Source organism: Streptococcus sp. SPS1, assembly GCF_030439915.1.
In the GTDB taxonomy this organism is placed as follows: domain Bacteria; phylum Bacillota; class Bacilli; order Lactobacillales; family Streptococcaceae; genus Streptococcus.
This window is the reverse complement of the sequence record NZ_JAQFJG010000001.1, coordinates 337,022-361,841: the sequence shown is the minus strand read 5'-3', so window position 1 is coordinate 361,841 and position 24,820 is coordinate 337,022. Positions and strand designations below refer to the sequence as shown.

The 24,820-nt window shown below is 39.5% G+C and carries 22 protein-coding genes and 17 tRNA genes; 35 read left to right on the top strand and 4 right to left on the bottom strand.

Annotation, left to right across the window (positions count from 1 at the left end; translation table 11 throughout):
* Positions 1 to 54: 54 nt before the first annotated feature.
* The 17 genes from PCY12_RS01905 to PCY12_RS01825 all read left to right on the top strand — a co-directional run bounded on the left by PCY12_RS01905 (position 55) and on the right by PCY12_RS01825 (position 1,557).
* Positions 55 to 127: transfer RNA gene (locus PCY12_RS01905), tRNA-Val, on the top strand.
* Between the two features lie 2 nt (positions 128 to 129).
* Positions 130 to 202, top strand: a tRNA-Asp gene (locus PCY12_RS01900).
* A gap of 24 nt (positions 203 to 226) precedes the next feature.
* A tRNA-Lys gene (locus tag PCY12_RS01895) sits at positions 227 to 299 on the top strand.
* Positions 300 to 304: 5 nt separating this feature from the next.
* Positions 305 to 386 (top strand) — tRNA-Leu (locus tag PCY12_RS01890).
* Positions 387 to 404: 18 nt separating this feature from the next.
* Positions 405 to 477 (top strand) — tRNA-Thr (locus tag PCY12_RS01885).
* A gap of 22 nt (positions 478 to 499) precedes the next feature.
* Positions 500 to 571: transfer RNA gene (locus PCY12_RS01880), tRNA-Gly, on the top strand.
* Positions 572 to 578: 7 nt separating this feature from the next.
* A tRNA-Leu gene (locus tag PCY12_RS01875) sits at positions 579 to 664 on the top strand.
* A gap of 11 nt (positions 665 to 675) precedes the next feature.
* Positions 676 to 749 (top strand) — tRNA-Arg (locus tag PCY12_RS01870).
* Positions 750 to 764: 15 nt separating this feature from the next.
* Positions 765 to 838: transfer RNA gene (locus tag PCY12_RS01865), tRNA-Pro, on the top strand.
* Positions 839 to 843: 5 nt separating this feature from the next.
* Positions 844 to 917, top strand: a tRNA-Met gene (locus PCY12_RS01860).
* Between the two features lie 13 nt (positions 918 to 930).
* Positions 931 to 1,004, top strand: a tRNA-Ile gene (locus tag PCY12_RS01855).
* Between the two features lie 10 nt (positions 1,005 to 1,014).
* Positions 1,015 to 1,104 (top strand) — tRNA-Ser (locus PCY12_RS01850).
* Positions 1,105 to 1,114: 10 nt separating this feature from the next.
* Positions 1,115 to 1,188: transfer RNA gene (locus PCY12_RS01845), tRNA-Met, on the top strand.
* A 3-nt stretch (positions 1,189 to 1,191) separates the two neighbouring features.
* Positions 1,192 to 1,264, top strand: a tRNA-Phe gene (locus tag PCY12_RS01840).
* A 19-nt stretch (positions 1,265 to 1,283) separates the two neighbouring features.
* A tRNA-Gly gene (locus PCY12_RS01835) sits at positions 1,284 to 1,354 on the top strand.
* Between the two features lie 35 nt (positions 1,355 to 1,389).
* Positions 1,390 to 1,463 (top strand) — tRNA-Ile (locus PCY12_RS01830).
* A gap of 6 nt (positions 1,464 to 1,469) precedes the next feature.
* Positions 1,470 to 1,557: transfer RNA gene (locus tag PCY12_RS01825), tRNA-Ser, on the top strand.
* A 125-nt stretch (positions 1,558 to 1,682) separates the two neighbouring features.
* On the opposite strand, the gene birA is transcribed toward PCY12_RS01825, so the two are convergent.
* Complete coding sequence (gene birA / locus PCY12_RS01820) at positions 1,683 to 2,618, bottom strand: bifunctional biotin--[acetyl-CoA-carboxylase] ligase/biotin operon repressor BirA (RefSeq protein WP_301351249.1); 936 nt, start codon at positions 2,616 to 2,618, stop codon at positions 1,683 to 1,685.
* Complete coding sequence (locus PCY12_RS01815) at positions 2,615 to 3,475, bottom strand: AraC family transcriptional regulator (RefSeq protein WP_301351247.1); 861 nt, start codon at positions 3,473 to 3,475, stop codon at positions 2,615 to 2,617. Before PCY12_RS01815 ends, birA begins: the two co-directional genes overlap by 4 nt.
* A 107-nt stretch (positions 3,476 to 3,582) precedes the next feature.
* Here PCY12_RS01815 and PCY12_RS01810 point away from each other — a divergent pair, with 107 nt between their 5' ends.
* From PCY12_RS01810 to PCY12_RS01765, 10 genes are all read left to right on the top strand, one after another.
* Positions 3,583 to 5,745, top strand: a complete 2,163-nt coding sequence (locus PCY12_RS01810) for an alpha-galactosidase (RefSeq protein ID WP_301351245.1) — start codon at positions 3,583 to 3,585, stop codon at positions 5,743 to 5,745.
* 34 nt (positions 5,746 to 5,779) lie between these two features.
* Positions 5,780 to 7,030 carry an extracellular solute-binding protein gene (locus PCY12_RS01805; RefSeq protein WP_301351244.1) on the top strand — a complete coding sequence of 417 codons (1,251 nt, stop codon included), beginning with the start codon at positions 5,780 to 5,782 and terminating at the stop codon, positions 7,028 to 7,030.
* 18 nt (positions 7,031 to 7,048) lie between these two features.
* Positions 7,049 to 7,921, top strand: coding sequence for a carbohydrate ABC transporter permease (locus tag PCY12_RS01800; protein WP_301351242.1), 873 nt, complete (start codon positions 7,049 to 7,051; stop codon positions 7,919 to 7,921).
* 16 nt (positions 7,922 to 7,937) lie between these two features.
* Positions 7,938 to 8,771, top strand: a complete 834-nt coding sequence (locus tag PCY12_RS01795) for a carbohydrate ABC transporter permease (RefSeq protein WP_301351240.1) — start codon at positions 7,938 to 7,940, stop codon at positions 8,769 to 8,771.
* Positions 8,772 to 9,090: 319 nt separating this feature from the next.
* On the top strand, positions 9,091 to 10,533 hold the full coding sequence (gtfA, locus tag PCY12_RS01790; RefSeq protein ID WP_301351238.1) for a sucrose phosphorylase: 1,443 nt from the start codon (positions 9,091 to 9,093) through the stop codon (positions 10,531 to 10,533).
* A 137-nt stretch (positions 10,534 to 10,670) separates the two neighbouring features.
* Positions 10,671 to 11,864 (top strand): O-antigen ligase, encoded by a 1,194-nt coding sequence (locus tag PCY12_RS01785; RefSeq protein ID WP_173283426.1) that lies wholly within the window; start codon positions 10,671 to 10,673, stop codon positions 11,862 to 11,864.
* 144 nt (positions 11,865 to 12,008) lie between these two features.
* On the top strand, positions 12,009 to 12,452 hold the full coding sequence (locus tag PCY12_RS01780) for a MarR family transcriptional regulator (RefSeq protein ID WP_301351236.1): 444 nt from the start codon (positions 12,009 to 12,011) through the stop codon (positions 12,450 to 12,452).
* A 3-nt stretch (positions 12,453 to 12,455) separates the two neighbouring features.
* Positions 12,456 to 13,220 carry a nuclear transport factor 2 family protein gene (locus tag PCY12_RS01775; RefSeq protein ID WP_301351234.1) on the top strand — a complete coding sequence of 255 codons (765 nt, stop codon included), beginning with the start codon at positions 12,456 to 12,458 and terminating at the stop codon, positions 13,218 to 13,220.
* A 14-nt stretch (positions 13,221 to 13,234) separates the two neighbouring features.
* Positions 13,235 to 13,963: an ABC transporter ATP-binding protein gene (locus PCY12_RS01770; RefSeq protein ID WP_301351231.1), complete on the top strand. Its 729-nt coding sequence runs from the start codon at positions 13,235 to 13,237 to the stop codon at positions 13,961 to 13,963.
* The gene (locus PCY12_RS01765) at positions 13,956 to 15,476 is read left to right on the top strand and encodes an ABC transporter permease/substrate-binding protein (protein ID WP_301351230.1); all 1,521 of its coding nucleotides are present in this window, start codon (positions 13,956 to 13,958) and stop codon (positions 15,474 to 15,476) included. The genes PCY12_RS01770 and PCY12_RS01765 overlap by 8 nt, the downstream gene beginning before the upstream one ends.
* Before the next feature lie 137 nt (positions 15,477 to 15,613).
* Here the strand turns inward: PCY12_RS01765 and PCY12_RS01760 are convergent, their stop codons facing one another.
* On the bottom strand, positions 15,614 to 16,150 hold the full coding sequence (locus tag PCY12_RS01760; RefSeq protein WP_173277633.1) for a TetR/AcrR family transcriptional regulator: 537 nt from the start codon (positions 16,148 to 16,150) through the stop codon (positions 15,614 to 15,616).
* Positions 16,151 to 16,282: 132 nt separating this feature from the next.
* On the opposite strand from PCY12_RS01760, the gene PCY12_RS01755 reads away from it, so the two are divergent.
* Positions 16,283 to 17,140, top strand: coding sequence for a cation diffusion facilitator family transporter (locus PCY12_RS01755; RefSeq protein WP_173213145.1), 858 nt, complete (start codon positions 16,283 to 16,285; stop codon positions 17,138 to 17,140).
* Between the two features lie 61 nt (positions 17,141 to 17,201).
* Here the strand turns inward: PCY12_RS01755 and galR are convergent, their stop codons facing one another.
* Positions 17,202 to 18,206 carry a DNA-binding transcriptional regulator GalR gene (galR, locus tag PCY12_RS01750; RefSeq protein ID WP_301351229.1) on the bottom strand — a complete coding sequence of 335 codons (1,005 nt, stop codon included), beginning with the start codon at positions 18,204 to 18,206 and terminating at the stop codon, positions 17,202 to 17,204.
* Positions 18,207 to 18,370: 164 nt separating this feature from the next.
* On the opposite strand from galR, the gene PCY12_RS01745 reads away from it, so the two are divergent.
* From PCY12_RS01745 to PCY12_RS01715, 7 genes are all read left to right on the top strand, one after another.
* The gene (locus tag PCY12_RS01745) at positions 18,371 to 19,549 is read left to right on the top strand and encodes a galactokinase (protein WP_301351228.1); all 1,179 of its coding nucleotides are present in this window, start codon (positions 18,371 to 18,373) and stop codon (positions 19,547 to 19,549) included.
* Between the two features lie 18 nt (positions 19,550 to 19,567).
* On the top strand, positions 19,568 to 21,049 hold the full coding sequence (locus PCY12_RS01740) for a UDP-glucose--hexose-1-phosphate uridylyltransferase (RefSeq protein WP_301351227.1): 1,482 nt from the start codon (positions 19,568 to 19,570) through the stop codon (positions 21,047 to 21,049).
* A gap of 69 nt (positions 21,050 to 21,118) precedes the next feature.
* Positions 21,119 to 21,523, top strand: coding sequence for a PaaI family thioesterase (locus PCY12_RS01735; protein ID WP_301351226.1), 405 nt, complete (start codon positions 21,119 to 21,121; stop codon positions 21,521 to 21,523).
* 156 nt (positions 21,524 to 21,679) lie between these two features.
* Positions 21,680 to 22,534 carry a DNA adenine methylase gene (locus PCY12_RS01730; protein ID WP_301351225.1) on the top strand — a complete coding sequence of 285 codons (855 nt, stop codon included), beginning with the start codon at positions 21,680 to 21,682 and terminating at the stop codon, positions 22,532 to 22,534.
* A gap of 25 nt (positions 22,535 to 22,559) precedes the next feature.
* The gene (locus tag PCY12_RS01725) at positions 22,560 to 23,327 is read left to right on the top strand and encodes a site-specific DNA-methyltransferase (RefSeq protein ID WP_301351224.1); all 768 of its coding nucleotides are present in this window, start codon (positions 22,560 to 22,562) and stop codon (positions 23,325 to 23,327) included.
* Positions 23,320 to 23,892, top strand: coding sequence for a PD-(D/E)XK nuclease superfamily protein (locus PCY12_RS01720; RefSeq protein ID WP_049488228.1), 573 nt, complete (start codon positions 23,320 to 23,322; stop codon positions 23,890 to 23,892). The genes PCY12_RS01725 and PCY12_RS01720 overlap by 8 nt, the downstream gene beginning before the upstream one ends.
* Positions 23,893 to 23,906: 14 nt before the next feature.
* Positions 23,907 to 24,815: a type II restriction endonuclease gene (locus PCY12_RS01715; RefSeq protein WP_301351223.1), complete on the top strand. Its 909-nt coding sequence runs from the start codon at positions 23,907 to 23,909 to the stop codon at positions 24,813 to 24,815.
* Positions 24,816 to 24,820: the final 5 nt, after the last annotated feature.

Sequence of the window (24,820 nt, the reverse complement as noted above, 5' to 3'; positions counted from 1 at the left end):
GCCGGAAGTAGTTGGGGGTTGCCCCCTGTGAGATATGGAAGTCGCTTAGCTCTAGGGAGTTTAGCTCAGCTGGGAGAGCATCTGCCTTACAAGCAGAGGGTCAGCGGTTCGATCCCGTTAACTCCCAAAGGTCCCGTAGTGTAGCGGTTATCACGTCGCCCTGTCACGGCGAAGATCGCGGGTTCGATTCCCGTCGGGACCGTTTAAGATAACGGAAGTTATTTTAGACTCGTTAGCTCAGTTGGTAGAGCAATTGACTTTTAATCAATGGGTCACTGGTTCGAGCCCAGTACGGGTCATATCTGCGGGTTTGGCGGAATTGGCAGACGCACCAGATTTAGGATCTGGCGCTTAACGGCGTGGGGGTTCAAGTCCCTTAACCCGCATTAAGATATAATAAATGAGCCGGCTTAGCTCAGTTGGTAGAGCATCTGATTTGTAATCAGAGGGTCGCGTGTTCAAGTCATGTAGCCGGCATTTTTAGATAGAAGAAAACAGTGCGAACGTAGTTCAGTGGTAGAACACCACCTTGCCAAGGTGGGGGTCGCGGGTTCGAATCCCGTCGTTCGCTTAGAGAGGCCGGGGTGGCGGAACTGGCAGACGCACAGGACTTAAAATCCTGCGATTGGTAACGATCGTACCGGTTCGATTCCGGTCCTCGGCATAATATAATGAGCACCCTTAGCTCAACTGGATAGAGTACCTGACTACGAATCAGGCGGTTAGAGGTTCGACTCCTCTAGGGTGCATTTTTCTATTTAACTCGGGAAGTAGCTCAGCTTGGTAGAGTACTTGGTTTGGGACCAAGGTGTCGCAGGTTCGAATCCTGTCTTCCCGATACATGGCGGTGTAGCTCAGCTGGCTAGAGCGTCCGGTTCATACCCGGGAGGTCGGGGGTTCGATCCCCTTCGCCGCTATAATGATCTTGTCGGACCTTTAGCTCAGCTGGTTAGAGCTCTCGGCTCATAACCGAGTGGTCGTAGGTTCAAGTCCTACAAGGTCCATTTGAATATTGGAGGATTACCCAAGTCCGGCTGAAGGGAACGGTCTTGAAAACCGTCAGGCGTGTAAAAGCGTGCGTGGGTTCGAATCCCACATCCTCCTTTTATATCAACGCGGGATGGAGCAGCTCGGTAGCTCGTCGGGCTCATAACCCGAAGGTCGTAGGTTCAAATCCTGCTCCCGCAATAAGGCTCGGTAGCTCAGTTGGTAGAGCAATGGATTGAAGCTCCATGTGTCGGCGGTTCGATTCCGTCTCGCGCCATTTTATTGATAGTATTTATGCGGGTGTAGTTTAGTGGTAAAACTACAGCCTTCCAAGCTGTTGTCGCGAGTTCGATTCTCGTCACCCGCTTTGAACTTTGTTCAAATTACCAAGTTTTTTAACTTGGGCGCGTAGCTCAGGTGGTTAGAGCGCACGCCTGATAAGCGTGAGGTCGGTGGTTCGAGTCCACTCGTGCCCATTAATTGGAGAATTACTCAAGAGGCTGAAGAGGACGGTTTGCTAAATCGTTAGGTCGGGTAACTGGCGCAAGGGTTCGAATCCCTTATTCTCCGTTTTAATGAGAGTTTCTAGCTCTCTTTTTTATTTTTAGAGACAATAAAACTTCAGATTTGTAAAACTTAATTGAATTACTAATCTGAAGTTATTTTTATATCGTTTATATTATAATTGTGTTATTTCACTTCCAACTATTGAGAGAGATTTCGCCACTATTTAGCCAGATTTCTTTTCCATCATCACATTGAACTAAAAGTTTACCACTTTCAGAGATGTCTTTAGCAAGTCCCTTGTGGTCTTTTTGTTCTAGTGTGAAAGTGACTTCTTTTCCTAGAACGAATGACTGTTTTTTATATAGGTATAATAACTCCTCTGCTGGTGTTTCGAAGAAAGCACGCCATATTTCGATAATTAATTCATTTCTTGTTATAGGAGCTGTAGTTTTAAATAAGCTAGCAGCTTTTTCTTTTAATTCTTGTGGGAAATCATTAATAGTAAAGTTGATTCCTACTCCAATAATAATATCTGTGACTAAGCCTGTTTCTACAGATGTCATTGCTTCAGTGAGAATTCCTCCAATTTTATGATTGTTTAGATAGATATCATTGACCCATTTTATGTCGACATCTATTAAAGTTAGGTTCTTAATGGCTTTGTAGATAGCTCCAGCTACAAGTAGTGTGTAGGATGGTAATTTGTCATAGAGGAGATTTGGTTTGAGATGGAGTGTCATATAAATGCCACCTTGTGGTGAGTAGAAGGAACGTTGAAAACGGCCTCGCCCTGCTGTTTGATAGGAAGCTAGATAGAGGGTATTTGCTTCATGGCCTAAATCAATTGCTTCTTTTGCATCTAGTTGTGTTGATTTTGTTTCGGGTTTAAAGCTGACTTTAATTGGAAGATTTTCTTCTAGAATCTCTGGAAGAATAAGGTCACCATTCATCAGTTTATATCCTCTATTTTTGATACTATCAATTTCAATGCCTTCTTGTTCTAGTCGCTTGATAGCTTTCCAAATTGATGTTCGGCTTAGGGATAGTTCCTCTGCGATTTTTTCTCCGCTTATATAGTCGGTTTCTTTAGCTAGAATCTGATAGACAGCTTGGTAGGATTTCATAGTGTTTCCTTTCTCACTAGTTGGTATTGAGAGTATTCTTTTCTTGTTCGACTTGGAGTCTGATTAAAGTATTGTTTATAAGCTTTCGAAAAGTGGAGTGGATCTGAAAAACCTACCGAATATGCAATTACCTTGATGGACTCTTGGGTATTTTCGAGAAGTTGTTTAGCTCGGTGCATTCGAACGTAGAGTAGGTATTCTTTGGGTGATAAGGTATTAAATTCTTTGAATACACTTGATAAGTAGCTTCTGTGAACGGATAGTTCTTTTGCTAAATCTTGAATTGTAAGTGATTGAGGATAGTGGCTATCAATTAATCGTTTGCATTCAAGATAGAGTTGGTAGGTTGATGAAATATTCTTTTTTTTCTGATTGGGAGCAATAGTTCCCAGATGAAACATCAGTTCATGGAGTTGTCCCATGATATGGAGTTGAGCTAATTCATTGGATTTTGTAATCTGAGCGAAGCGGACAATGTCTGAGATGAGTTTTGCAGTAGTCTGGGTATGACAAGTTTCAGATTGGATGAGATAGGCTTGGTCAAAAATTTGAGAAAGAGCAAAATAATCAGGAGCTTTCCCACCAGTGATTCCTAACCAGTAGTAGGCCCAAGGTTCTTTACTATCTGCTTGATAAAAGGTTAGTTCCTCTGGTTTTAATAGAAAGAAATCTCCTTCTTTTAAATCAACAATTTTACCCTTGTAATGAAATTTTCCTTGTCCTTTAGTAATGTAATGTAGAACGTATGTATCACGAATGGCTGGACCAAAAGAGTAATTAGGTGTGCATTCCTCATATCCATAAAAGCTTAGGGAAAGGTCGATTGTTCCAGTCTGGTATTCTGAAAAAACTAACATGTGCTACCTCCTACCTAACATTTTACCATATTCTTGAGACATTTTTCTATTTTGGAAAGCGGTTTCAGATGATAAAATAGAATCAATAAAGTGATGAGGTGAAGTAAATGGGAGTTAGGCTAGAGAATAATCTATTTTATGTTGAGAGTAAAAATTTAAGTTTGATTATTGAAAATCGAAATGGCTACTTACTTTTGAAACATTTAGGAAAGACTATTAAGAATTATAAAGGTTCCAATAGTGTTTATGAACGAGACCATGCCTTTTCAGGAAATCCAACAGCTACTAATCGAATCTTTAGTTTGGATACGCAACGTCAGATTTTTGGACAACATGGTTTGGGTGACTTTAGAAAACCAACTTTACAGGTTCAGCACGATGCAACTGAGGTAACAGACTTTCGATTTGTAGAAGCAAAGATTTTAAAAGGTCAGAATGGTCCACAGGGCTTACCTTCTCCACATAGCATGGACGATACAGAGACTCTTGCCTTGATTTTAGAAGATTCTAAGGCTCAACTTAGTCTGACTTTGTATTATACTGCTTTTAATAATGATTCGACTATTGCTAGCTACAGTAAATTAGAGAATAATAGTAATCAGGAAGTTGTCATCCATAAAGATTTTTCTTTTATGGCTGATGTTCCAGCTGCAGATTACGAAATCGTAACTTTTCAGGGAGCTTATGCACGTGAAAAGACTGTTCGACGTCAACAGGTAGAACAAGGAATCTTTTCGATTAGTTCGAACCGTGGGGCTTCTGGGCATGCTCAAACACCAGCTCTTCTCTTATGTGATCAAGGAGTCACAGAGGATGCTGGAAATGTGTTTGCTATTCAACTAATGTATAGTGGCAACTTTGAAGCTTTTGTTCAAAAAAATCAATTGAATGAAGTTCGGCTGGCTATTGGCATAAATCCAGAAAACTTTTCTTGGAAGTTAGACCCTGAGGAAAATTTTGAAACACCGGTAGCTTTAGTGACCTATTCAGATAAGGGATTAACTGGTGTTAGTCATGAAGGTCAGAATTTTGTACTGAAGCACATTCTGCCAAGTAAATTTTCTACAAAAGAACGCCCAATTCTAATCAATAACTGGGAAGCTACTTACTTTGACTTTCAGAGAGAAAAACTGTTAGAACTAGCTGATGAAGCTAAGAAAGTTGGAATTGAACTTTTTGTATTAGATGATGGTTGGTTTGGCAATCGTTTTGATGATAATCGTGCTTTAGGTGACTGGAGTGTTAATGAGAAAAAGCTGGGTGGAAGCCTAGAAAGTCTGATTTCAGCTATCCATGAAAGAGGTTTGCAGTTTGGGCTTTGGTTAGAACCTGAAATGATTTCTGTAGATAGCGATTTGTATCGTAAACATCCTGACTGGGCTATTCAGGTTCCTGGCTATGAGCATACTTATTCTCGGAATCAATTAGTACTTAATCTTGCCAATCCTCAGGTAGTAGAATACTTGAAAAATGTCTTAGATCAACTCCTATCTTATCATGAGATTGATTACATTAAATGGGACATGAACCGCAATATCACTAACTTAGGAAATGGCTTAACTTATCTAGAGACACAGATGCAATCTCATCAGTACATGCTGGGGCTTTATGAACTTGTCGCTTATCTGACAGAGAAGCACAGCCATATTCTCTTTGAGTCCTGCTCTGGTGGTGGTGGACGAAATGATCTTGGTATGATGCGCTATTTCCCACAAGTCTGGGCAAGTGATAATACTGATGCGATTGCACGTTTACCAATTCAATACGGCTCATCCTATCTCTATCCAACCATTTCTATGGGGGCTCATGTGTCAGCAGTACCGAATCATCAGATGGGACGAATGACACCATTAGAAACACGTGGCCATGTAGCAATGATGGGAAATTTGGGATATGAGCTTGATTTGACAAGTTTATCAGATGAAGAGAAAGCTACGATTGCTAATCAGGTGAACTTGTATAAAGAATTACGACCAGTAGTTCAGTTAGGACAGCAGTATAGGTTAATCAATCCCGAGTCTGCATCCAATGAAGCAGCTGTACAATTTAATTACGGCAATCAAACGATTGTAACCTACGTTCGCGTTTTGTCAGTTGTAGAGACCATGGAAACAACTTTAAAGTTAAAAGATTTGGATGAAGAGGGACTATATGAATTACAGGAAAATGGAGTAGTTTACTCAGGTGCAGAACTCATGTATGCAGGCTTAACTGTTATCTTATCCCAAGGAGATTTTTTGAGTATACAGTATATTTTTAGAAGACTATAATAAAGGTGTATAAATTTATAAAGGAGGCTTTCCAATGAAATGGTATAAGAAAGCAGGTTTTCTTTTAGTCGTTGTGGCTAGTTTACTAGGCCTAGCAGCTTGTGGTCAGAATAACCAATCGACTGATGGAAAGGTAACGATTGAATTTTTTAACCAGAAGACCGAAATGGCGGATACTTTGCAAAAAGTTGTAGATAATTTTGAAAAGGATCATCCTACTATTGATGTAAAACTGACGACTGTTCCGGCAGCTGGAATTGTTCTGAAGACTCGGATTTTATCAGGAGATGTTCCAGATATTGTTAATATTTATCCTCAAAATATGGATTTTCAGGAGTGGGCAAAAGCAGGTTATTTTTCAGATATGACAGGGAAGTCCTATCTTGAAAACATTAAGAATGACTATGCAGAAAAGTATGCAATCAATAACAAGATTTATAGTGTGCCTTTAACTGCTAACCTTTATGGAATTTATTACAATAAAACAAAGTTTAAAGAATTAGGACTTGAGGAACCGAAGACTTTTAAAGAGTTTCAAGAGATTGTTAAAAAGATAAAAGATAGTGGGAATTCTCCGTTTGCAGTTGCAGGCAATGAAGGATGGACATTAAACGGTTATCACCAACTTTCTCTCATTACCATTACAGGCAGTGGAGACGCAGCTAATAACTATCTTCGCTTTTCAAAACCAAATGCTATTTCTGCAGATGATGCTATTTTAAAAGCAGATGCAGAACGACTAGATTTGTTGGCGGATAATGCTCAAGATGGATGGCGTGGTGCCTCTTATAATGATGCGGTGGTAGCATTCTCGAATGAAAAAGCCTTGATGATGCCGCAAGGATCATGGGCATTAGCGGCAATTAATCAACAGGATCCAAAATTTGATGTGGGGATGTTTGCTTTCCCAGGAGAAGAAGTAGGAAAAGAAGTCACTGTTGGTGCAGGGGACATGGCATTATCAACTTCAGCTACTACCAAACATCCTAAAGAAACCGAAGAATTTATCAGCTATATGACTAGTTCAAAAGCTATGCAAGCATATTATGATGTGGATGGATCACCAGTTGCTGTAAAAGGTGTACAGGAAAAAGAAGATTCAGCACTTGCAGAGATTTCTAAACTAGCATTTACGGATAAACATTATGTTTGGTTGGGCCAACACTGGAATTCTGAAGAAGATTTTTTCAATCTAAGTGCAGGTTACTTGATGGATAAAAATCTGAAAAATATGGCAAACAATCTCAATGCTTTCTTTAATCCAATGAAGGCAGATTTGGACTAGAATAGGAGTTAAGATGATATGGCTATTCGAAAATTTTTAAATAAATACTGGGGTTGGACTTTTTTGCTTATCCCGCTTGCATTACAAGCTATCTTCTTTTACTTTCCGATGGTACAAGGTGCTTTCTATAGTTTGACTAACTGGACTGGATTGACCTATAATTATAAATTTGTTGGTCTGAATAACTACAAATTGCTTATGATTGATGGGAAATTCTTCACAGCCATTGCTTTTACTTTGATTTTAACCATGGCATTGATTATTGGAGAGATTACAATTGGGATGGTTGTTGCTCGAGCCTTAAATTCTAAGATGAAAGGGCAGACCTTCTTTAGAGCTTGGTTCTTTTTCCCAGCTGTTTTGTCTGGTTTGACAGTTTCCTTGATTTTTAAACAATTCTTCAACTATGGTCTTCCAACGATTGGAAAAATTTTAGGGATTAGTTTTTTACAAGAAAGTCTATTAGGAACACCGATCGGAGCGGTAGTGGCAACTATTTTTGTTCTTCTATGGCAAGGAGTAGCAATGCCAATTATTCTCTTTCTTGCTGGCCTTCAGAGTATTCCAAGTGATATTTTGGAGGCGGCATCAATTGATGGTGCAACAAGCAAACAAACCTTTTGGAAGATTGAGTTACCATATTTGTTGCCAACGATTTCTATGGTTTTTATCCTAGCTCTTAAGTCCGGTTTGACTGCCTTTGACCAAATTTTTGCCTTGACGAGTGGTGGCCCAAATAATGCTACAACGTCTCTTGGTCTTTTAGTCTACAACTATGCTTTCAAGAGTAATCAATATGGATATGCGAATGCAATTGCCTTGATTTTATTCTTAATTATTGGAATTGTTTCTCTTATCCAAATCAAACTATCAAAGAAATTTGAAATCTAATAGAGGAGTCCTACACATGAAAAAAGAAGAAAAATTGAATCAGTTTTGGAAGTATGTCCTCTTGATAGTAGGTGGTATTCTCATACTTGTTCCTTTATTGGTAACAGTATTTAGTTCCTTCAAAACAACCAAGGATATCATGAATCATTTCTTTAGTTTGCCCAATCCTTTTACATTAAGCAATTATGAACGATTGGTTTCGGATGGGATTGGAGGCTATTTCTGGAATTCAGCTGTTATTACGGTGTTATCATTGATTGTAGTAGCCTTCTTTATACCAGCTGCAGCCTATTCCATTGCTCGAAATATGTCCAAGAAAAAAGCCTTTGCAATTATGTATTCGCTCTTGATTTTAGGGATATTTGTTCCATTTCAGGTGATTATGATTCCTATCACAGTTATGATGAGCAAACTCGGCCTGGCAAATATGTGGGGGTTGGTACTACTTTATCTAACTTATGCAATTCCACAGACCCTCTTCTTGTATGTTGGTTATATTAAAATCAGTGTACCAGATAGTTTAGATGAAGCTGCAGAAATTGATGGGGCTGATCGATTTACAACTTACCGTCGAATTATCTTTCCAATGCTGAAGCCTATGCATGCTACAACCTTGATTATCAATGCATTATGGTTCTGGAATGACTTTATGTTGCCATTGTTGATTTTGAATAAGGATTCCAAGATGTGGACTTTGCCTCTCTTCCAGTACAACTACCAAGGTCAGTATTTTAATGACTATGGGCCAAGTTTTGCATCCTATATTGTGGGAATTATAACAATTACTGTCGTCTACCTTATCTTCCAAAAACATATTATTTCAGGAATGAGCAACGGAGCAGTGAAGTAAGAAGAACTCATAGAATCTATAGTCTCTGACACAGAGGAAGAGTTCAGCTTGTTGATAATTCTATGTAGAAAACAAGAAAGTAGTACTTAGTTTATCACAGTCTATATTAGTACGAGTTTGATGATAAATAGAGATTTAATGCTCAATGAAAATCAAAGAGCAAACTAGGAAGCTAGTCACAGGTTGCTCAAAGCACAGCTTTGAGGTTGCAGATAAAGCTGACGTGGTTTGAAGAGATTTTCGAAGAGTATAACATGAATTTGATTTACGAAGCCAAGTCATATGAGACTTGGCTTCAATTAGAAAAAGGAGAGTAATGATGCCAATTCAGAATAAAACCATGTTGATTACTTATTCAGATAGTCTGGGAAATAATCTTAAAGACTTATATGAGAATTTGGAAGAGCATTTTGGAGATGCTATTGGGGGAGTTCACCTTCTACCATTTTTCCCATCAACAGGTGATCGTGGATTTGCGCCAGTTGACTACGACGAAGTGGATTCAGCCTTTGGTGATTGGGAGGATGTTAAGCGTTTAGGTGAGAAATATTATCTTATGTTTGACTTTATGATTAATCATATTTCTCGTCAATCCAAGTATTATAAGGACTATCAAGAAAAACATGAAGCCAGTGAATTTAAAGATCTCTTTTTAAACTGGGATAAGTTTTGGCCAGAAAACCGTCCGACACAGGCTGATGTAGACTTAATTTACAAGCGTAAGGATCGTGCACCAAAGCAAGAGATTGTTTTTGAAGATGGTTCAGTGGAACATTTGTGGAATACCTTTGGTGAGGAGCAAATTGATCTTGATGTGACCAAAGAAGTAACGATGGAATTTATCCATAAGACCATTCAGCACTTGGCAAGTAATGGGTGTGATTTGATTCGTCTAGATGCCTTTGCTTATGCAGTGAAGAAATTGGATACTAATGATTTCTTTGTAGAACCAGATATTTGGGATTTATTGGACAAAGTTCGAGATATCGCTGCTGAGTATGGGACAGAGCTCTTACCTGAGATTCATGAACATTATTCGATTCAGTTTAAGATAGCGGATCATGATTACTATGTTTATGATTTTGCTCTTCCAATGGTGACGCTTTATACTCTTTACAGTTCCAGAACAGAGCGTTTGGCTAAGTGGTTAAAGATGAGCCCAATGAAGCAATTTACGACGCTAGACACCCATGATGGGATTGGAGTGGTGGATGTCAAGGACATCCTGACAGATGAGGAGATTGACTATGCTTCAAATGAACTCTATAAGGTTGGAGCTAATGTCAAACGTAAGTACTCCAGTGCAGAGTATAACAATCTAGATATCTACCAAATCAATTCAACTTACTATTCTGCGCTTGGAGATGATGACGACAAGTATTTCCTTGCCCGTTTAATTCAAGCTTTTGTCCCAGGTATTCCCCAGGTCTACTATGTGGGGCTACTAGCAGGAAAGAATGACTTGAAACTATTAGAAGAAACTAAAGAAGGTCGAAATATTAATCGTCATTACTATAGCAATGAGGAAATAGCAGAAGAAGTCCAACGTCCTGTAGTGAAGGCCCTTCTCAATCTATTTTCTTTCCGTAACCGTTCAGAAGCCTTTGAACTAGAAGGAACTATTGACGTTGAAACACCAACAGCCTACAGCATTGTAATCAAACGTCAAAATAAAGATAAGTCCGTAACAGCAGTAGCAGAAATTGATTTGCAAAATCAGACTTATCGGGTAATTGAGAACGGAATTGAAGTAACATTTTGAAGCCTTGATATGGTTGATAAAATAGGGTTTTTATTTTAGAAAACGTTTCCTTTGTTTCCAAATTACTAAAAAAGTGGTACAATATAGGATAGCTTACTATTATCTGAATCAACTGATTTGGAGAGAAAGGATTCATTTTGAAATCAATAGGCTTTATTGAAAAGCTGAAAGGGTTGTCTAGTAAAGAGCTGATTTTATTGGGAATTATCCTGAGTATCTTTTTACCCTTTTATCTTTTTGTAGTTGTATTCTGTTTATATATTATTAGTTTGATTTTTACAGGAGACATGAAAAGTATTTTTCAGAAAATGGGGGAGCATCCGATGCTGCTTCTTTTTCTTGGCTATAGTACTGTAATATCCATTTTTGCACAAAATTGGATGGGAGTTGTAGCTTCAGTAGGAATTTTTCTATTTACTATTTTCTTTTTGCACTATCAGTCGATTTTATCACATAAATTCTTTCGCTTGATTTTGCAGCTCGTCTTGTTTGGTAGCGTCTTGTCAGCTGTTTTTGCGAGTTTAGAACATTTCCAAATTGTGAAGAAATTCAACTATGCTTTTCTTTCACCCAATATGCAGGTCTGGCATCAGAATCGTGCAGAAGTGACCTTCTTTAATCCTAATTATTATGGAATTATTTGTTGTTTCTGTATCATGATTGCCTTCTATCTGTTTACAACGACCAAGTTGAATTGGTTGAAAGTATTCTGTGTGTTTGCAGGCTTTGTGAATCTCTTTGGATTGAACTTTACTCAAAATCGAACTGCCTTTCCTGCTATTATCGCTGGAGCCATTATTTATCTCTTTACGACCATTAAAAACTGGAAGGCCTTTTGGCTTAGTATAGGGGTCTTTGCGATTGGCTTGAGTTTCCTCTTTTCCAGTGATTTGGGAGTTCGGATGGGGACTTTAGACTCTTCTATGGAAGAACGCATTTCTATCTGGGATGCTGGGATGGCCTTGTTTAAGCAAAATCCTTTTTGGGGTGAGGGGCCATTGACCTATATGCACTCTTATCCTAGAATAAATGCTCCTTATCATGAACATGCTCACAGTCTATATATCGATACGATTCTGAGTTACGGAATTGTGGGGACTATTTTATTAGTTTTGTCTTCTGTTGCTCCTGTTCGCTTGATGATGGATATGAGTCAGGAGTCGGGGAAACGTCCGATTATCGGTCTTTATCTGTCTTTCCTTACAGTGGTTGCTGTGCATGGAATCTTTGACTTGGCCCTCTTCTGGATTCAGTCAGGTTTCATTTTCTTGCTAGTTATGTGCAGTATTCCATTGGAGCATCGAACGTTGGTATCGGATATGACGGATTAAGTTTATAAGATTAAAATCTTCTATCTTGGGTAGGAGGTTTTTTTACTGGGAAAAATTATTTCTAAGTCGAAATAGTTGACGGTTAGAATAATGAGTGTTACAATTACTTTATTCGTTTCGATATAGAAATAAATTGGAGGTGTCATGAAAGATAGTCATTTGGTAGCCCATCATATTCGTTTGTTGAATGGGCGGATTTTTCAAAAGTTACTGAGTCAAGATCCTGAAGCTCTTTATCGGAGTGAACAGGGGAAGATTTTAGCGGTTTTATGGAATAGTAAAACTGGCTGCGCAACTGCGACAGATATTGCTCTGGAAACTGGGCTTGCTAATAATACTCTGACGACGATGATTAAAAAACTAGAGGAACAAAATCTTGTAACTATTAGTCCATGTGGAGAAGATAAGCGTAAGAAGTATTTGGTTTTAACAGAGTTGGGGAAGTCTCAGAAAGAAGTGGGGCATCGTGTCAGTCAGAAATTGGATACGATCTTTTACAAAGGATTTTCAGAGGAAGAAATTCGTCAGTTTGAAGCCTTTCAAGAAAGAATTTTGGCTAATCTGAAAGAGGAGGAAAATGAGGATTAAAATATGTCACAACAAGTGAAAAATGCTCACAACCTATACATCCATGCCATTCAAGACGGACGAGTTGCTGAGGCTCAAGCCCAGTCTGTAGGGGATACCTATATCCAACATTCGACAGGTGTTCCTGACGGGAAAGAAGGATTTGCAGCCTTCTTTGCAGATTTCTTTGAGCGTCATCCAGAGCGTCAGATTAAGATTGCTCGCACTATTGAGGATGGCAATCTGGTCTTTGTTCATGTTCATCAATATCTGAATGGTGGGAAAGCTCAATGGGTGACGACAGATACTTTCCGCGCGGATGAGAATGGGCGTATCGTGGAGCATTGGGATGTCATTGACTACTATCGAACACCTGAAAATGGCCAGTTAGACCAGATATTTGGAGATTTTGAAATCAAGGATTTGGATAAAACAGCAGAAAATAAAAAGTTGGTTCGCCGTTTTTTGACAGAAATTTTTCAAAATGGGGAACTGGAGCAGTGGAGTGATTATGTGGCAGACGATTTGATTCAGCATAATCATGAGATTGGACAAGGAAGTGCTGCTTATAAAAACTATGTGGCTGAATATAGTGTCACTTTTGACTTTGTTTTCCAACTCTTAGGACAAGGAAACTATGTGGTTAGCTATGGTCAGACTCAGATTGATGGCCTTGCTTATGCCCAGTACGATATCTTCCGTTTAGAGAACGGGAAAATTGTGGAGCATTGGGACAATAAGGAAGTTATGCCTAAGGTAGAAGATTTGACCAATCGAGGGAAGTTTTAAATTGAGGATACAGAATGATTGAATACAAGAATGTAGCCTTGCGCTACACAGAAAAAGCTGTTTTGCGAGATGTCAATTTACGGATTGAGAATGGGGAGTTCATGGTTTTAGTTGGGCCTTCTGGGTCCGGTAAGACGACCATGATTAAGATGGTCAACCGCCTCTTGGAACCGACTGATGGAAATATTTATATGGATGGCAAGCGCATCAAAGACTATGACGAGCGGGAGCTTCGTCTGTCTACTGGTTATGTTTTACAGGCCATTGCTCTCTTTCCCAATCTAACGGTCGCGGAAAATGTTGCCCTGATTCCTGAGATGAAGGGCTGGACTAAGGAAGAAATTGCTCAGAAAACAGAAGAGCTTTTGGCTAAGGTTGGTTTACCAGTAGCTGAGTATGGGCATCGCTTACCTAGTGAACTATCTGGTGGGGAGCAACAGCGTGTTGGAATTGTACGAGCCATGATTGGTCAGCCTAAGATTCTCCTCATGGATGAACCTTTTTCAGCCTTGGATGCTATTTCGAGAAAACAGTTACAGGTTCTGACGAAAGAATTGCATAAAGAGTTTGGAATGACAACGATTTTTGTGACCCATGATACGGATGAAGCCTTGAAGTTGGCGGACCGTATTGCTGTCTTGCAGGATGGAGAAATTCGCCAGATAGCGAATCCCGAGACGATTTTAAAAGCGCCTGCAACAGAATTTGTAGCAGACTTGTTTGGAGGTAGTGTTCATGACTAATTTAATTGCAACTTTTGAGGATCGTTTTAGTGATTGGTTGACAGCCCTATCTCAACATTTGCAGTTGTCACTTTTGACCTTGTTACTAGCTATTTTTATCGCGGTTCCCTTGGCTGTTTATCTTCGCTATCATGAGAAGTTGGCGGATTGGGTCTTACAGATTGCAGGGATTTTCCAGACTATTCCGTCTTTGGCCTTGCTGGGTCTCTTTATACCCTTGATGGGAATTGGGACTTTACCAGCCTTGACAGCTCTAGTGATTTATGCGATCTTTCCGATTTTACAAAATACCATCACTGGTCTGAAGGGAATTGATCCGAGTCTGCAAGAGGCTGGGATTGCCTTTGGGATGACCAGATGGGAGCGTCTCAAGAAATTCGAAATTCCACTTGCCATGCCTGTTATCATGTCTGGGATTCGGACGGCAGCTGTCTTAATTATCGGTACGGCAACCTTGGCGGCCTTGATTGGGGCAGGGGGGCTGGGTTCCTTTATCCTTTTGGGAATTGACCGTAATAATGCCAGTCTGATTTTGATTGGGGCCCTTTCTTCTGCAGTGCTTGCTATTGCCTTTAACTTCCTACTAAAAGTGATGGAAAAAGCAAAATTGCGGACGATTTTTTCTGGTTTTGCCTTGGTGACCATATTACTTGGTATATCTTATAGTCCAGCCCTCTTAGCTCAAAAAGAGAAAGAAAATTTGGTGATTGCTGGGAAATTGGGACCGGAACCAGAAATTTTGGCCAATATGTATAAGTTACTGATTGAAGAAAACACCAGTATGACTGCGACTGTTAAACCGAATTTTGGGAAAACAAGCTTCCTCTATGAAGCTCTGAAAAAGGGGGATATTGATATCTATCCTGAATTTACTGGTACGGTGACTGAAAGTTTGCTTCAACCATCACCGAAAGCGGGCCATGAGCCAGAGCAAGTTTATCAGGTAGCGCGTGATGGTATTGCCAAACAGGATCATCTAGCCTATCTCAAACCCATGTCTTATCAAAATACCTATGCTGTAGCTGTTCCGAAAAAGATTGCTCAAGAATATGGCTTGAAGACCATTTCGGACTTGAAAAAAGTGGAAGGGCAGTTGAAGGCAGGCTTTACACTTGAGTTTAATGACCGCGAAGATGGCAATAAGGGCTTGCAATCAATGTATGGTCTCAAGCTTAATGTAGCGACCATGGAGCCAGCCCTGCGCTATCAGGCTATTCAGTCAGGCGATATTCAAATTACGGATGCCTATTCGACTGATGCGGAATTGGCACGTTATGATTTACAGGTATTGGAAGATGACAAGCAACTCTTCCCACCTTATCAAGGGGCTCCACTCATGAAAGAAGCTCTTCTCAAGAAGCATCCTGAGTTGGAAACAGTTCTCAATAAATTGGCTGGTAAAATTACTGAAAGCCAGATGAGCCAGCTTAACTATCAAGTCGGTGTTGAAGGCAAGTCAGCAGAACAAGTAGCCAAGGAGTTTCTACAAGAACAAGGTTTGTTGAAGAAATAGTTTGAAAATGTCAAACTCAACTTTGTTAAACGATTATATAGAAGAACGCTCAGACAATGTCGTCTGGGCTTTTTGATTATTGAAAAGATAAGAAACTCAGTAGCCTAGAAATAAGGCAACCGAGCTTTAATCTGTATTCAATTTTTAGGAATGAGAAGGTCTAGATAAAATTGGACAACTTCCTGTTCTGTGAAATCTTGCCCTTTTTTGAGCCACCAGGTCAATGTCTCGATAAAGTTGGATACGATTAAGTGTTGGAGGTAAGGAGTAGGCAGACTCGGGTGAGATTCTTTTAAATCATCAGCCATCACGGAATAGACATGGTGTTCTAGCTCTTTATGGAGTTGACGGAGGAAGTAGTCATTTTTGGAAAATAGCAGACTGGTGATATGGTCTTGGTTTTTCTGAAAATGCAGAAAGAGGTGGGCGAGATAGTCCACGGTAGAAACGGATTGCTTTCTTTCAAAGAGGTGATGGAAGAGGTGGCGGCAAAGCTCGTCCAGAAGTAGTTCCTTACTCTCATAGTGACAGTAAAAGGTGGAACGTCCTACATCTGCGAGATCAATGATATCCTGAACTGTAGTGGCTTCGTACCCCTTATCGTTCAAAAGTTGTAGAAAAGCTTGATAGATGGCTTTTTTGGTTTTGCTGATACGGCGGTCAATGTTAGTCATATGGACACTTGAGGCAAATTGTTCAGAACTGAATAAAGCTGACGTTTTGCTTCTATCCTTTCTTTGAATTTTAGTGGATAATGATAATGAACAAGGTGTTCATAAATTTATTATAACAAAGGAATGAGAAAGATGAAGGCAAAATATACTGTTTGGGTAGCTTTTTTCTTAAATTTAAGCTATGCCATTGTTGAGTTTATCGCAGGAGGAATCTTTGGTTCGAGTGCTGTTCTTGCTGATTCTGTCCATGACTTGGGAGATGCTATAGCCATTGGCATATCGGCCTTTTTAGAAACAATCTCTAATCGTGAAGAAGACAGCCACTATACCTTGGGCTACAAGCGTTTTAGCCTTTTAGGGGCCATGGTAACGGCTGTGATTCTTATGACAGGGTCCGTTTTGGTCATTTTGGAAAATATAGCGAAAATCTTTCATCCACAACCGGTCAATGATGAGGGGATTCTCTGGTTAGGAATTATTGCGATTACTATCAATGTGCTAGCGAGTCTCGTCATTCGCAAAGGACAAACCAAGAACGAATCCATTCTCAGCCTGCACTTTCTGGAAGATACCTTGGGTTGGGTGACTGTCATCCTGATGGGCATTGTTCTTCGATTTACCGATTGGTATATCTTGGATCCGCTCTTGTCTCTTGTTATTTCCTTCTTTATTCTGTCAAAAGCCCTTCCACGTTTTTGGAGAACGCTCAAGATATTCCTCGATGCAGTGCCAGAAGGAGTAGATATCCAGAAGATCAAGACGGATTTAGCAGAATTGGACCATGTCGCTAGTATCAATCAGCTTAATCTCTGGACTATGGATGGTTTGGAAAAAAATGCCATTGTCCATGTTTGTTTAAAAGAGATGGAGCATATGGAAACTTGTAAAGAATCTATTCGAATTTTCCTCAAAGATTGTGGCTTTCAAAATATTACCATTGAAGTTGATGCAGACCTAGAAAGTCACCAAGCACATAAGCGAAAGGTGTGAGTTGGAGCGGAATCATAGAGATTATTAGAGAAACAGCCTTGCTAAAGGTCGTTTTGTAATTCTAATCATTTTTTGTACTCTCTCTTAAAGTCAGTCTGGTTCCCAACATGGTCAGGCTAGGTATTTTGCGACCGTGGAGTACTTCCTTGTTAAGAATATCCATACCTGCTCGGCCCATTTCTTCAGTATAAACCGTGATGCTAGAAAGGGGAGGATAGACCTGCTTGGTTAGACTAGTGTCGTTAAAGGAAATGAGGCTGACGCGGTCTGGCAGGCTGATTCCAGCTTCTTGGAGGGCACGGAGGGCACCGATGGCTAAACTATCGCTGGCTGCAAAAAAGGCAGGTGGCAGTTGGTCTCCCAAACTCTGAATAGCCTCTTTCATTAAGTCATAGCCAGACTGGGCAGTAAAGCTTCCTTGAAAGACTAATTCATCATGATAGATTCCCTTCGCTTGACTGTAGTTTCTGAAATTTTCCAGCCGCTTGTCCTCAATGATTTCTTCTTGGTCGGTTGTTTCTTCAAGACCTGTTAGAATCCCAATGCGGTCCATCCCTTGACTGAGAAAATAATCGACAACCTGTTTCATGGCAGTGTAAAAATCCGTGATAATACAGGTATGCCCCAGGGAAAGTGTATCACTGTCTAGAAAGACAAGAGGCTTTTGGTATTCCTCAAAGGCAGAAATCTGAGCTCGGCTAAATTTTCCGATGCAGAGAATCCCAATGACTTCCTCGCTCAGAGTAAAAGGATGGTCGTTGAAATAGCGCAAGATATCATAGTCCAACTCTTGGGCTCTTTTTTCTATGCCTAGGCGAATCTGGTAGTAGTAGAGGTCGTCCAGCTCCCCTTGTTCGCTGACCCATTGGATAATGGCAATCTTTTGCTTGGGTTTGTGGGACTCGCCTGTCTTGAGGTGCTTGGTGTAGCCCAGCTCTTCAGCAACGGTTAAAATACGGTGTCTGGTTTCTTCTGTAACAGATAGGCTCTGGTCGCGGTTGAGGACACGGGATACGGTCGCGATAGAGACAGAGGCTAGCTGTGCAATGTCTTTTAAGGTAGCCATAAATCCTCCTCCTTTTAGGTTAGTATATCATATTTTTCTTCTTTTTACCGATTGTTTAGTAAAACTTTAGTAAAAAGGATTGACCTTGGTAAAAGCCTTGGATACAATAGAAGAAAACGATTACACGTTAAGGTGGCTTAACGGACAGTCAAAGGAGAATTCATATGACACAACATCTTACTGCTGAAGCCCTTCGTAAAGACTTTCTTGCCGTTTTTGGTCAAGAAGCAGACCAAACCTTCTTTTCACCAGGTCGTATCAATTTGATTGGTGAACACACGGACTACAATGGCGGGCACGTTTTTCCTGCTGCTATTTCCTTGGGAACTTACGGTGCAGCGCGCAAGCGTGACGACCAAGTCTTGCGTTTCTACTCAGCTAACTTTGAGGACAAAGGCATCATCGAAGTTCCTCTTGCTGATCTCAAGTTTGAAAAAGAGCACAGCTGGACTAACTATCCAAAAGGGGTTCTTCATTTCTTGCAAGAAGCTGGGCACGTGATTGATAAAGGTTTTGATTTTTATGTTTATGGGAATATCCCAAATGGTGCTGGTTTGTCTTCTTCAGCATCCTTGGAACTCTTGACAGGGGTCGTGGCAGAGCATCTCTTTGATTTAAAATTAGAGCGTCTCGATTTGGTTAAAATCGGAAAACAAACAGAAAACAACTTTATCGGAGTCAACTCTGGCATTATGGACCAATTTGCTATTGGTATGGGAGCTGACCAACGTGCAATTTACCTAGATACCAATACTTTAGAATACGACTTGGTGCCACTTGATTTGAAGGACAATGTCGTTGTTATCATGAACACTAACAAACGCCGTGAATTGGCGGACTCTAAATACAATGAACGCCGTGCTGAGTGTGAAAAGGCAGTGGAAGAATTGCAAGCAGCTTTAGATATTCAGACCTTGGGTGAATTGGATGAGTGGGCCTTTGACCAATACAGCTATCTGATTAAAGATGAAAATCGTTTGAAACGTGCTCGCCATGCTGTGCTTGAAAACCAACGTACCCTTAAAGCTCAATCAGCCCTTCAAGCAGGAGATTTGGAAACATTTGGTCGCTTGATGAATGCGTCTCACATTTCTCTGGAGCATGATTATGAAGTAACTGGTTTGGAATTGGATACTCTTGTTCACACAGCTTGGGCACAAGAAGGTGTTCTCGGTGCTCGTATGACAGGGGCAGGTTTTGGCGGATGTGCCATTGCTTTGGTGCAAAAAGATGCTGTTGATGCCTTTAAAGAAGCTGTAGGCAAGCATTACGAAGAAGTAGTTGGCTACGCTCCAAGCTTCTATATCGCTGAAGTTGCAGGTGGCACTCGCGTCCTTGACTAGTCAAAAGGAGGCTCTATAGTGACCTTAGTAGATAAATTTGTAACACACGTTATTGCTGAAAGTTCATTTGAGGAAATGGATCGAATCTATCTGACCAATCGTGTTTTGGCTCGAGTGGGAGAAGGTGTTTTGGAAGTTGAGACCAATCTGGATAAATTGATTGACCTCAAGGACCAGCTGGTTGAGGAAGCCGTTCGATTAGAGACGATTGAGGATAGTCAGACTGCGCGTGAAATCCTTGGTGCTGAACTGATGGACTTGGTGACCCCTTGTCCAAGTCAGGTCAATCGTGACTTTTGGGCAACCTATGCCCAGTCACCAGAGCAGGCGATAGAGGATTTTTACCAACTCAGTCAGAAAAATGACTACATTAAACTTAAGGCCATTGCAAAAAATATTGCTTATCGTGTTCCATCTGATTACGGTGAACTTGAAATTACCATCAACCTCTCTAAGCCTGAAAAGGATCCCAAAGAGATTGCGGCAGCCAAGTTGGTGCAAGCTAGTAATTATCCTCAGTGTCAACTTTGTTTAGAGAATGAGGGTTACCATGGTCGGGTCAACCACCCAGCTCGCAGCAATCACCGTATTATCCGTTTTGAAATGGCTGGTCAGGAGTGGGGGTTCCAGTATTCGCCCTATGCTTATTTTAATGAGCATTGTATCTTTTTAGATGGCCAGCATCGTCCCATGGCCATTAGTCGTCAGAGCTTTGAACGCCTGCTGGCTATCGTAGAGCAGTTTCCAGGATATTTTGCTGGATCTAATGCCGACCTGCCGATTGTGGGGGGCTCTATTCTAACTCATGATCACTATCAGGGAGGTCGTCACGTATTTCCTATGGAATTGGCTCCCTTGCAAAAGACTTTCTCTTTTACTGGTTTTGAGCAGGTCAAGGCTGGGATTGTCAAGTGGCCAATGTCAGTGTTGCGTTTGACTTCGGATTCCAAAGAGGATTTGATCAACTTGGCTGATAAGATTTTGCAGGAATGGCGTCAGTATTCAGATCTTGCAGTGCAGATTTTGGCAGAAACAGACGGGACACCGCATCATACCATCACACCTATAGCCCGTAAACGCGATGGCCAGTTTGAGTTGGACTTGGTTTTACGAGATAATCAAACATCACCAGAACATCCTGATGGCATCTATCATCCTCACAAGGATGTCCAACATATCAAGAAGGAAAATATCGGCTTGATTGAGGTCATGGGCTTGGCAATCTTGCCACCACGTTTGAAAGAAGAAGTAGAGCAAGTCGCTAGCTATCTTGTGGGAGAAGCTGTTACAGTTGCTGATTATCATCAGGAATGGGCAGACCAACTTAGAGCTCAATATCCAGACCTAACAGATAAAGAAAAAGCCCTTAAAATCGTCAAGGACTCTGTTGGGGCTATCTTTGCACGTGTGCTTGAGGATGCAGGAGTCTATAAGCAGACAGAACAAGGACAGACAGCCTTTATGCGCTTTGTGGAGCAGGTCGGAATTTTACCAGACTAGGAGCTTTCTCCTTGCACAGTCCTATAAAAAGTAGTATCATAGTGTCGTTTGAAATATCAGGAGGAAACGATGAAAGATTTTCATTTTGACGCTATATCTGCCTTTGAAAATTACGAAATTGAACAAATGAGAGATGGTCACGTTGTGGTGACGACGAAAGTAGTGAACTCGTCGCTCAACTACTATGGCTATGCCCATGGTGGCTATCTCTTTACCCTTTGCGACCAGATTAGTGGTTTGGTGCTCATATCTCTGGGACTTGATGGAGTGACACTCCAATCTTCTATCAACTACCTCAAGGCAGGAAAACTTGATGATGTATTGACAATAAAAGGAGAATGTGTCCATCAAGGTCGCACAACTTGTGTCGTGGATGTCGATATCACTAATCAAGATGGCAGAAATGTCTGTAAAGCAACCTTTACCATGTTTGTCACAGGCCAGAGGTCAGAAGAAAGACAGGTGAGGATATAGAGAGTAATTTAATAGAGTGAGGTTAATTTTGGAATTTATAAAATTTGCCTTACTCATTTTTTGGTATTGATATGATTTAATTCTAAAATAGAAAATTTAGTAATGTGGTAGAAAATACAAGAGTTGTGTTTTAATTTCTATGGTATAATTAAAAGCATGAAGATAAAAGAAATGAAGGAAGTTGCTTTACAACCGTTCACGAAATGGACAGGGGGTAAAAGACAATTATTGCCTGTTATTAGAGAATTAATGCCTAAAAAATATAACCGGTATTTTGAACCTTTTGTTGGAGGCGGAGCTTTATTTTTTGATTTAGCTCCTAAAGATGCAGTTATTAATGATTTTAACGCTGAACTAATAAATTGCTATCAACAAATTAAGGACAATCCTCAAGAATTGATTGAAATTTTGAAAGTTCATCAGGAATATAATTCAAAAGAATATTATTTAGATTTACGTTCTGCTGATCGTGATGAAAGAATAGATATGATGTCTGAAGTACAAAGGGCAGCACGTATACTCTATATGTTGAGAGTAGACTTTAATGGTTTATATCGTGTGAATTCTAAGAATCAGTTTAATGTACCTTATGGTCGTTATAAAAATCCTAAAATTGTTGATGAGAATTTGGTATCTGCTATTTCAACTTATCTGAATAATAATCAAATAGAAATTAAAAAAGGAGATTTTGAAAAGGCTGTTTTGGATGTTCAACCAGGGGATTTTGTATATTTTGATCCCCCGTATATTCCATTGTCAGAGACAAGTGCCTTTACTTCCTACACTCATGAGGGGTTTTCATATGATGATCAAGTAAGATTAAGAGATACCTTCAAGAAATTGAGTGATGCAGGGGCTTATGTTATGTTGTCAAACTCCTCTAGTTTTTTGGTAGAGGAGTTGTATCGAGATTTTAATATCCATTATGTTGAAGCTACCCGAACTAATGGAGCAAAATCTTCGAGTCGAGGAAAAATTTCTGAAATTATAGTCACAAATTATGAAAAATAACGAATATAAGTATGGAGGTGTTTTAATGACAAAACCATACTATAATAAAGATAAAATGATTCTTGTTCATGCAGATACGTTTAAGTTATTATCGAAAATGAAACCAGAAAGCATGGACATGATTTTTGCTGATCCTCCATATTTTTTGAGTAACGGTGGTATATCAAATTCTGGGGGACAGGTTGTATCTGTAGATAAAGGTGACTGGGATAAGATTTCTTCCTTTGAGGAAAAGCACGAATTCAATCGTAAATGGATTCGTTTAGCAAAAGAAGTTTTGAAGCCTAATGGGACTATTTGGATTTCAGGGAGTTTGCACAACATATACTCAGTTGGAATGGCATTAGAGCAAGAAGGTTTTAAAATTCTGAATAATATTACTTGGCAGAAAACAAACCCTGCCCCCAATTTATCTTGTCGTTATTTTACCCATTCTACTGAAACCATTTTATGGGCCAGAAAAAATGATAAAAAAGCTCGTCATTATTACAATTATGATTTAATGAAAGAATTGAATGATGGAAAACAAATGAAAGATGTCTGGACCGGTTCTTTAACAAAGAAAGTTGAAAAATGGGCTGGGAAACATCCAACTCAAAAACCAGAGTATTTGTTAGAACGCATTATTTTAGCCTCCACTAAAGAGGGTGACTATATTCTAGACCCATTTGTCGGTAGTGGCACTACGGGTGTTGTTGCGAAGCGATTAGGTAGAAGATTTATAGGTATCGATGCTGAAAAAGAATATTTGAAGATAGCTAGAAGAAGATTAGAGGAGGAAAACTATGGCTAGAAAACCAAATAAACATGGAGGAGGAGCCAAAACGACAACTAATGGTTTGAAATTTGAAAGAGATACTGATTTTTCGGAATTAGTAGATTCCCTTCCAGGATATGAAGTTAAAGAAATAGATTTCAAAGATAGAAAAGCAACAAAAGGCTTTGAAGTTTTTAGAGTTGGGGAAGAAGAAATCATTGGTAAAATTATGCCTCAATATAGATTTTATGATTTTTTGAAAGAATTGGGTATTAAGAATACCAATTCTAAACAATGGAAACCAGATGAAGTATTTATAAATTTTGAAAATCATACAGTTTATATAGTTGAGAAAAAATGGCAGGAAAGCGAAGGAAGTGTTGATGAAAAACTACTGGGCTTTGGCAATAAAAGACGTATTTATCAACGTTTGTTAGATAGTGTGCAAGAGGGTGAACCATTTTCTGTGCAATTCATATTTGTTGGAAATAAAAGTTTTTTTGGTCAAGATAAATATCGTGATACTTTTGAAATGTTACGAGGGGATGGCATCAAAATAATGCTTGATGAATACGACATGACATTTTTTGGTTTATTTTAATTACAAGGTGAATTATGGATTTTAATAGTTACATTTCTTCATCATCAGAAGATAGATTACAAAATTTTTTAAATACTCTCTCAATTACCAACAGAACTCCTGAGTATTATGTAAATTGGGAGAAAGTTGATCGTGAGACAAAGAAGTATGAACTAGAGTTGAATACTTTAAACTACTTAATTGGTAAAGATGATATCTATTCAGATGCATTATACCTATTCACTAAACAACCTAATTTGTTAAAAGCAATTCCTAGCTTGATTGCAAGTCGTGATAAAGTTTTAGATGTTTTAACAATAGATGAAAACGATAATATGTCTTTTGAACAATTGGATTTCAAAACGATAGACACTAGTAGAATAGATGATTACATGAAATTTATTGAGCAATCCGGCTTATTAAATTTTTTACAACAACATGCTAATCGTTCATTAGTTGATTATGTTTATGGAGTGGAGACTGGATTAGATAGCAATGCACGAAAAAACCGAAGTGGAACAACGATGGAGGGGATTTTAGAGAGACATGTAGCAAAAATTTCTCAGGAACAAAGATTAGAATGGAAAGCTCAAGCTACAGCTCAATATATTAAAGATAAGTGGGGGATTAAAGTACCTGTTGATAAGTCTGAAAGAAGATTTGATGTTGCAGTTTATTCCCGAGAAAAACATAAGGTTTGGTTGATTGAAACAAATTATTATGGCGGCGGAGGAAGTAAATTAAAAGCGGTTGCTGGAGAGTTTACTGAACTCAGTCAATTTGTTGTTACTTCAGATGACAATGTTGAATTTGTTTGGGTTACTGATGGTCAAGGATGGAAAACAGCACACTTACCACTAGCAGAAGCATTTAGTCACATTACGAATGTATTCAATTTAGAGATGTTAAGAGAAGGATTTTTAGCTGATTTATTTTTACAATAATTGTT

Bases quoted from the DNA above. Each gene is read 5' to 3' on its own strand.
- PCY12_RS01770 (WP_301351231.1), top strand. From the start codon at position 13,235: ATGATTGAATACAAGAATGTAGCCTTGCGCTACACAGAAAAAGCTGTT.
- PCY12_RS01715 (WP_301351223.1), top strand. From the start codon at position 23,907: ATGGATTTTAATAGTTACATTTCTTCATCATCAGAAGATAGATTACAA.
- PCY12_RS01720 (WP_049488228.1), top strand. From the start codon at position 23,320: ATGGCTAGAAAACCAAATAAACATGGAGGAGGAGCCAAAACGACAACT.
- PCY12_RS01725 (WP_301351224.1), top strand. From the start codon at position 22,560: ATGACAAAACCATACTATAATAAAGATAAAATGATTCTTGTTCATGCA.
- galR (WP_301351229.1), bottom strand. From the start codon at position 18,206: ATGGCTACCTTAAAAGACATTGCACAGCTAGCCTCTGTCTCTATCGCG.
- birA (WP_301351249.1), bottom strand. From the start codon at position 2,618: ATGAAATCCTACCAAGCTGTCTATCAGATTCTAGCTAAAGAAACCGAC.
- PCY12_RS01780 (WP_301351236.1), top strand. From the start codon at position 12,009: ATGAAAGATAGTCATTTGGTAGCCCATCATATTCGTTTGTTGAATGGG.
- PCY12_RS01745 (WP_301351228.1), top strand. From the start codon at position 18,371: ATGACACAACATCTTACTGCTGAAGCCCTTCGTAAAGACTTTCTTGCC.
- PCY12_RS01730 (WP_301351225.1), top strand. From the start codon at position 21,680: ATGAAGATAAAAGAAATGAAGGAAGTTGCTTTACAACCGTTCACGAAA.
- PCY12_RS01810 (WP_301351245.1), top strand. From the start codon at position 3,583: ATGGGAGTTAGGCTAGAGAATAATCTATTTTATGTTGAGAGTAAAAAT.
- PCY12_RS01760 (WP_173277633.1), bottom strand. From the start codon at position 16,150: ATGACTAACATTGACCGCCGTATCAGCAAAACCAAAAAAGCCATCTAT.
- gtfA (WP_301351238.1), top strand. From the start codon at position 9,091: ATGCCAATTCAGAATAAAACCATGTTGATTACTTATTCAGATAGTCTG.
- PCY12_RS01775 (WP_301351234.1), top strand. From the start codon at position 12,456: ATGTCACAACAAGTGAAAAATGCTCACAACCTATACATCCATGCCATT.
- PCY12_RS01765 (WP_301351230.1), top strand. From the start codon at position 13,956: ATGACTAATTTAATTGCAACTTTTGAGGATCGTTTTAGTGATTGGTTG.
- PCY12_RS01795 (WP_301351240.1), top strand. From the start codon at position 7,938: ATGAAAAAAGAAGAAAAATTGAATCAGTTTTGGAAGTATGTCCTCTTG.
- PCY12_RS01755 (WP_173213145.1), top strand. From the start codon at position 16,283: ATGAAGGCAAAATATACTGTTTGGGTAGCTTTTTTCTTAAATTTAAGC.
- PCY12_RS01800 (WP_301351242.1), top strand. From the start codon at position 7,049: ATGGCTATTCGAAAATTTTTAAATAAATACTGGGGTTGGACTTTTTTG.
- PCY12_RS01815 (WP_301351247.1), bottom strand. From the start codon at position 3,475: ATGTTAGTTTTTTCAGAATACCAGACTGGAACAATCGACCTTTCCCTA.
- PCY12_RS01805 (WP_301351244.1), top strand. From the start codon at position 5,780: ATGAAATGGTATAAGAAAGCAGGTTTTCTTTTAGTCGTTGTGGCTAGT.
- PCY12_RS01735 (WP_301351226.1), top strand. From the start codon at position 21,119: ATGAAAGATTTTCATTTTGACGCTATATCTGCCTTTGAAAATTACGAA.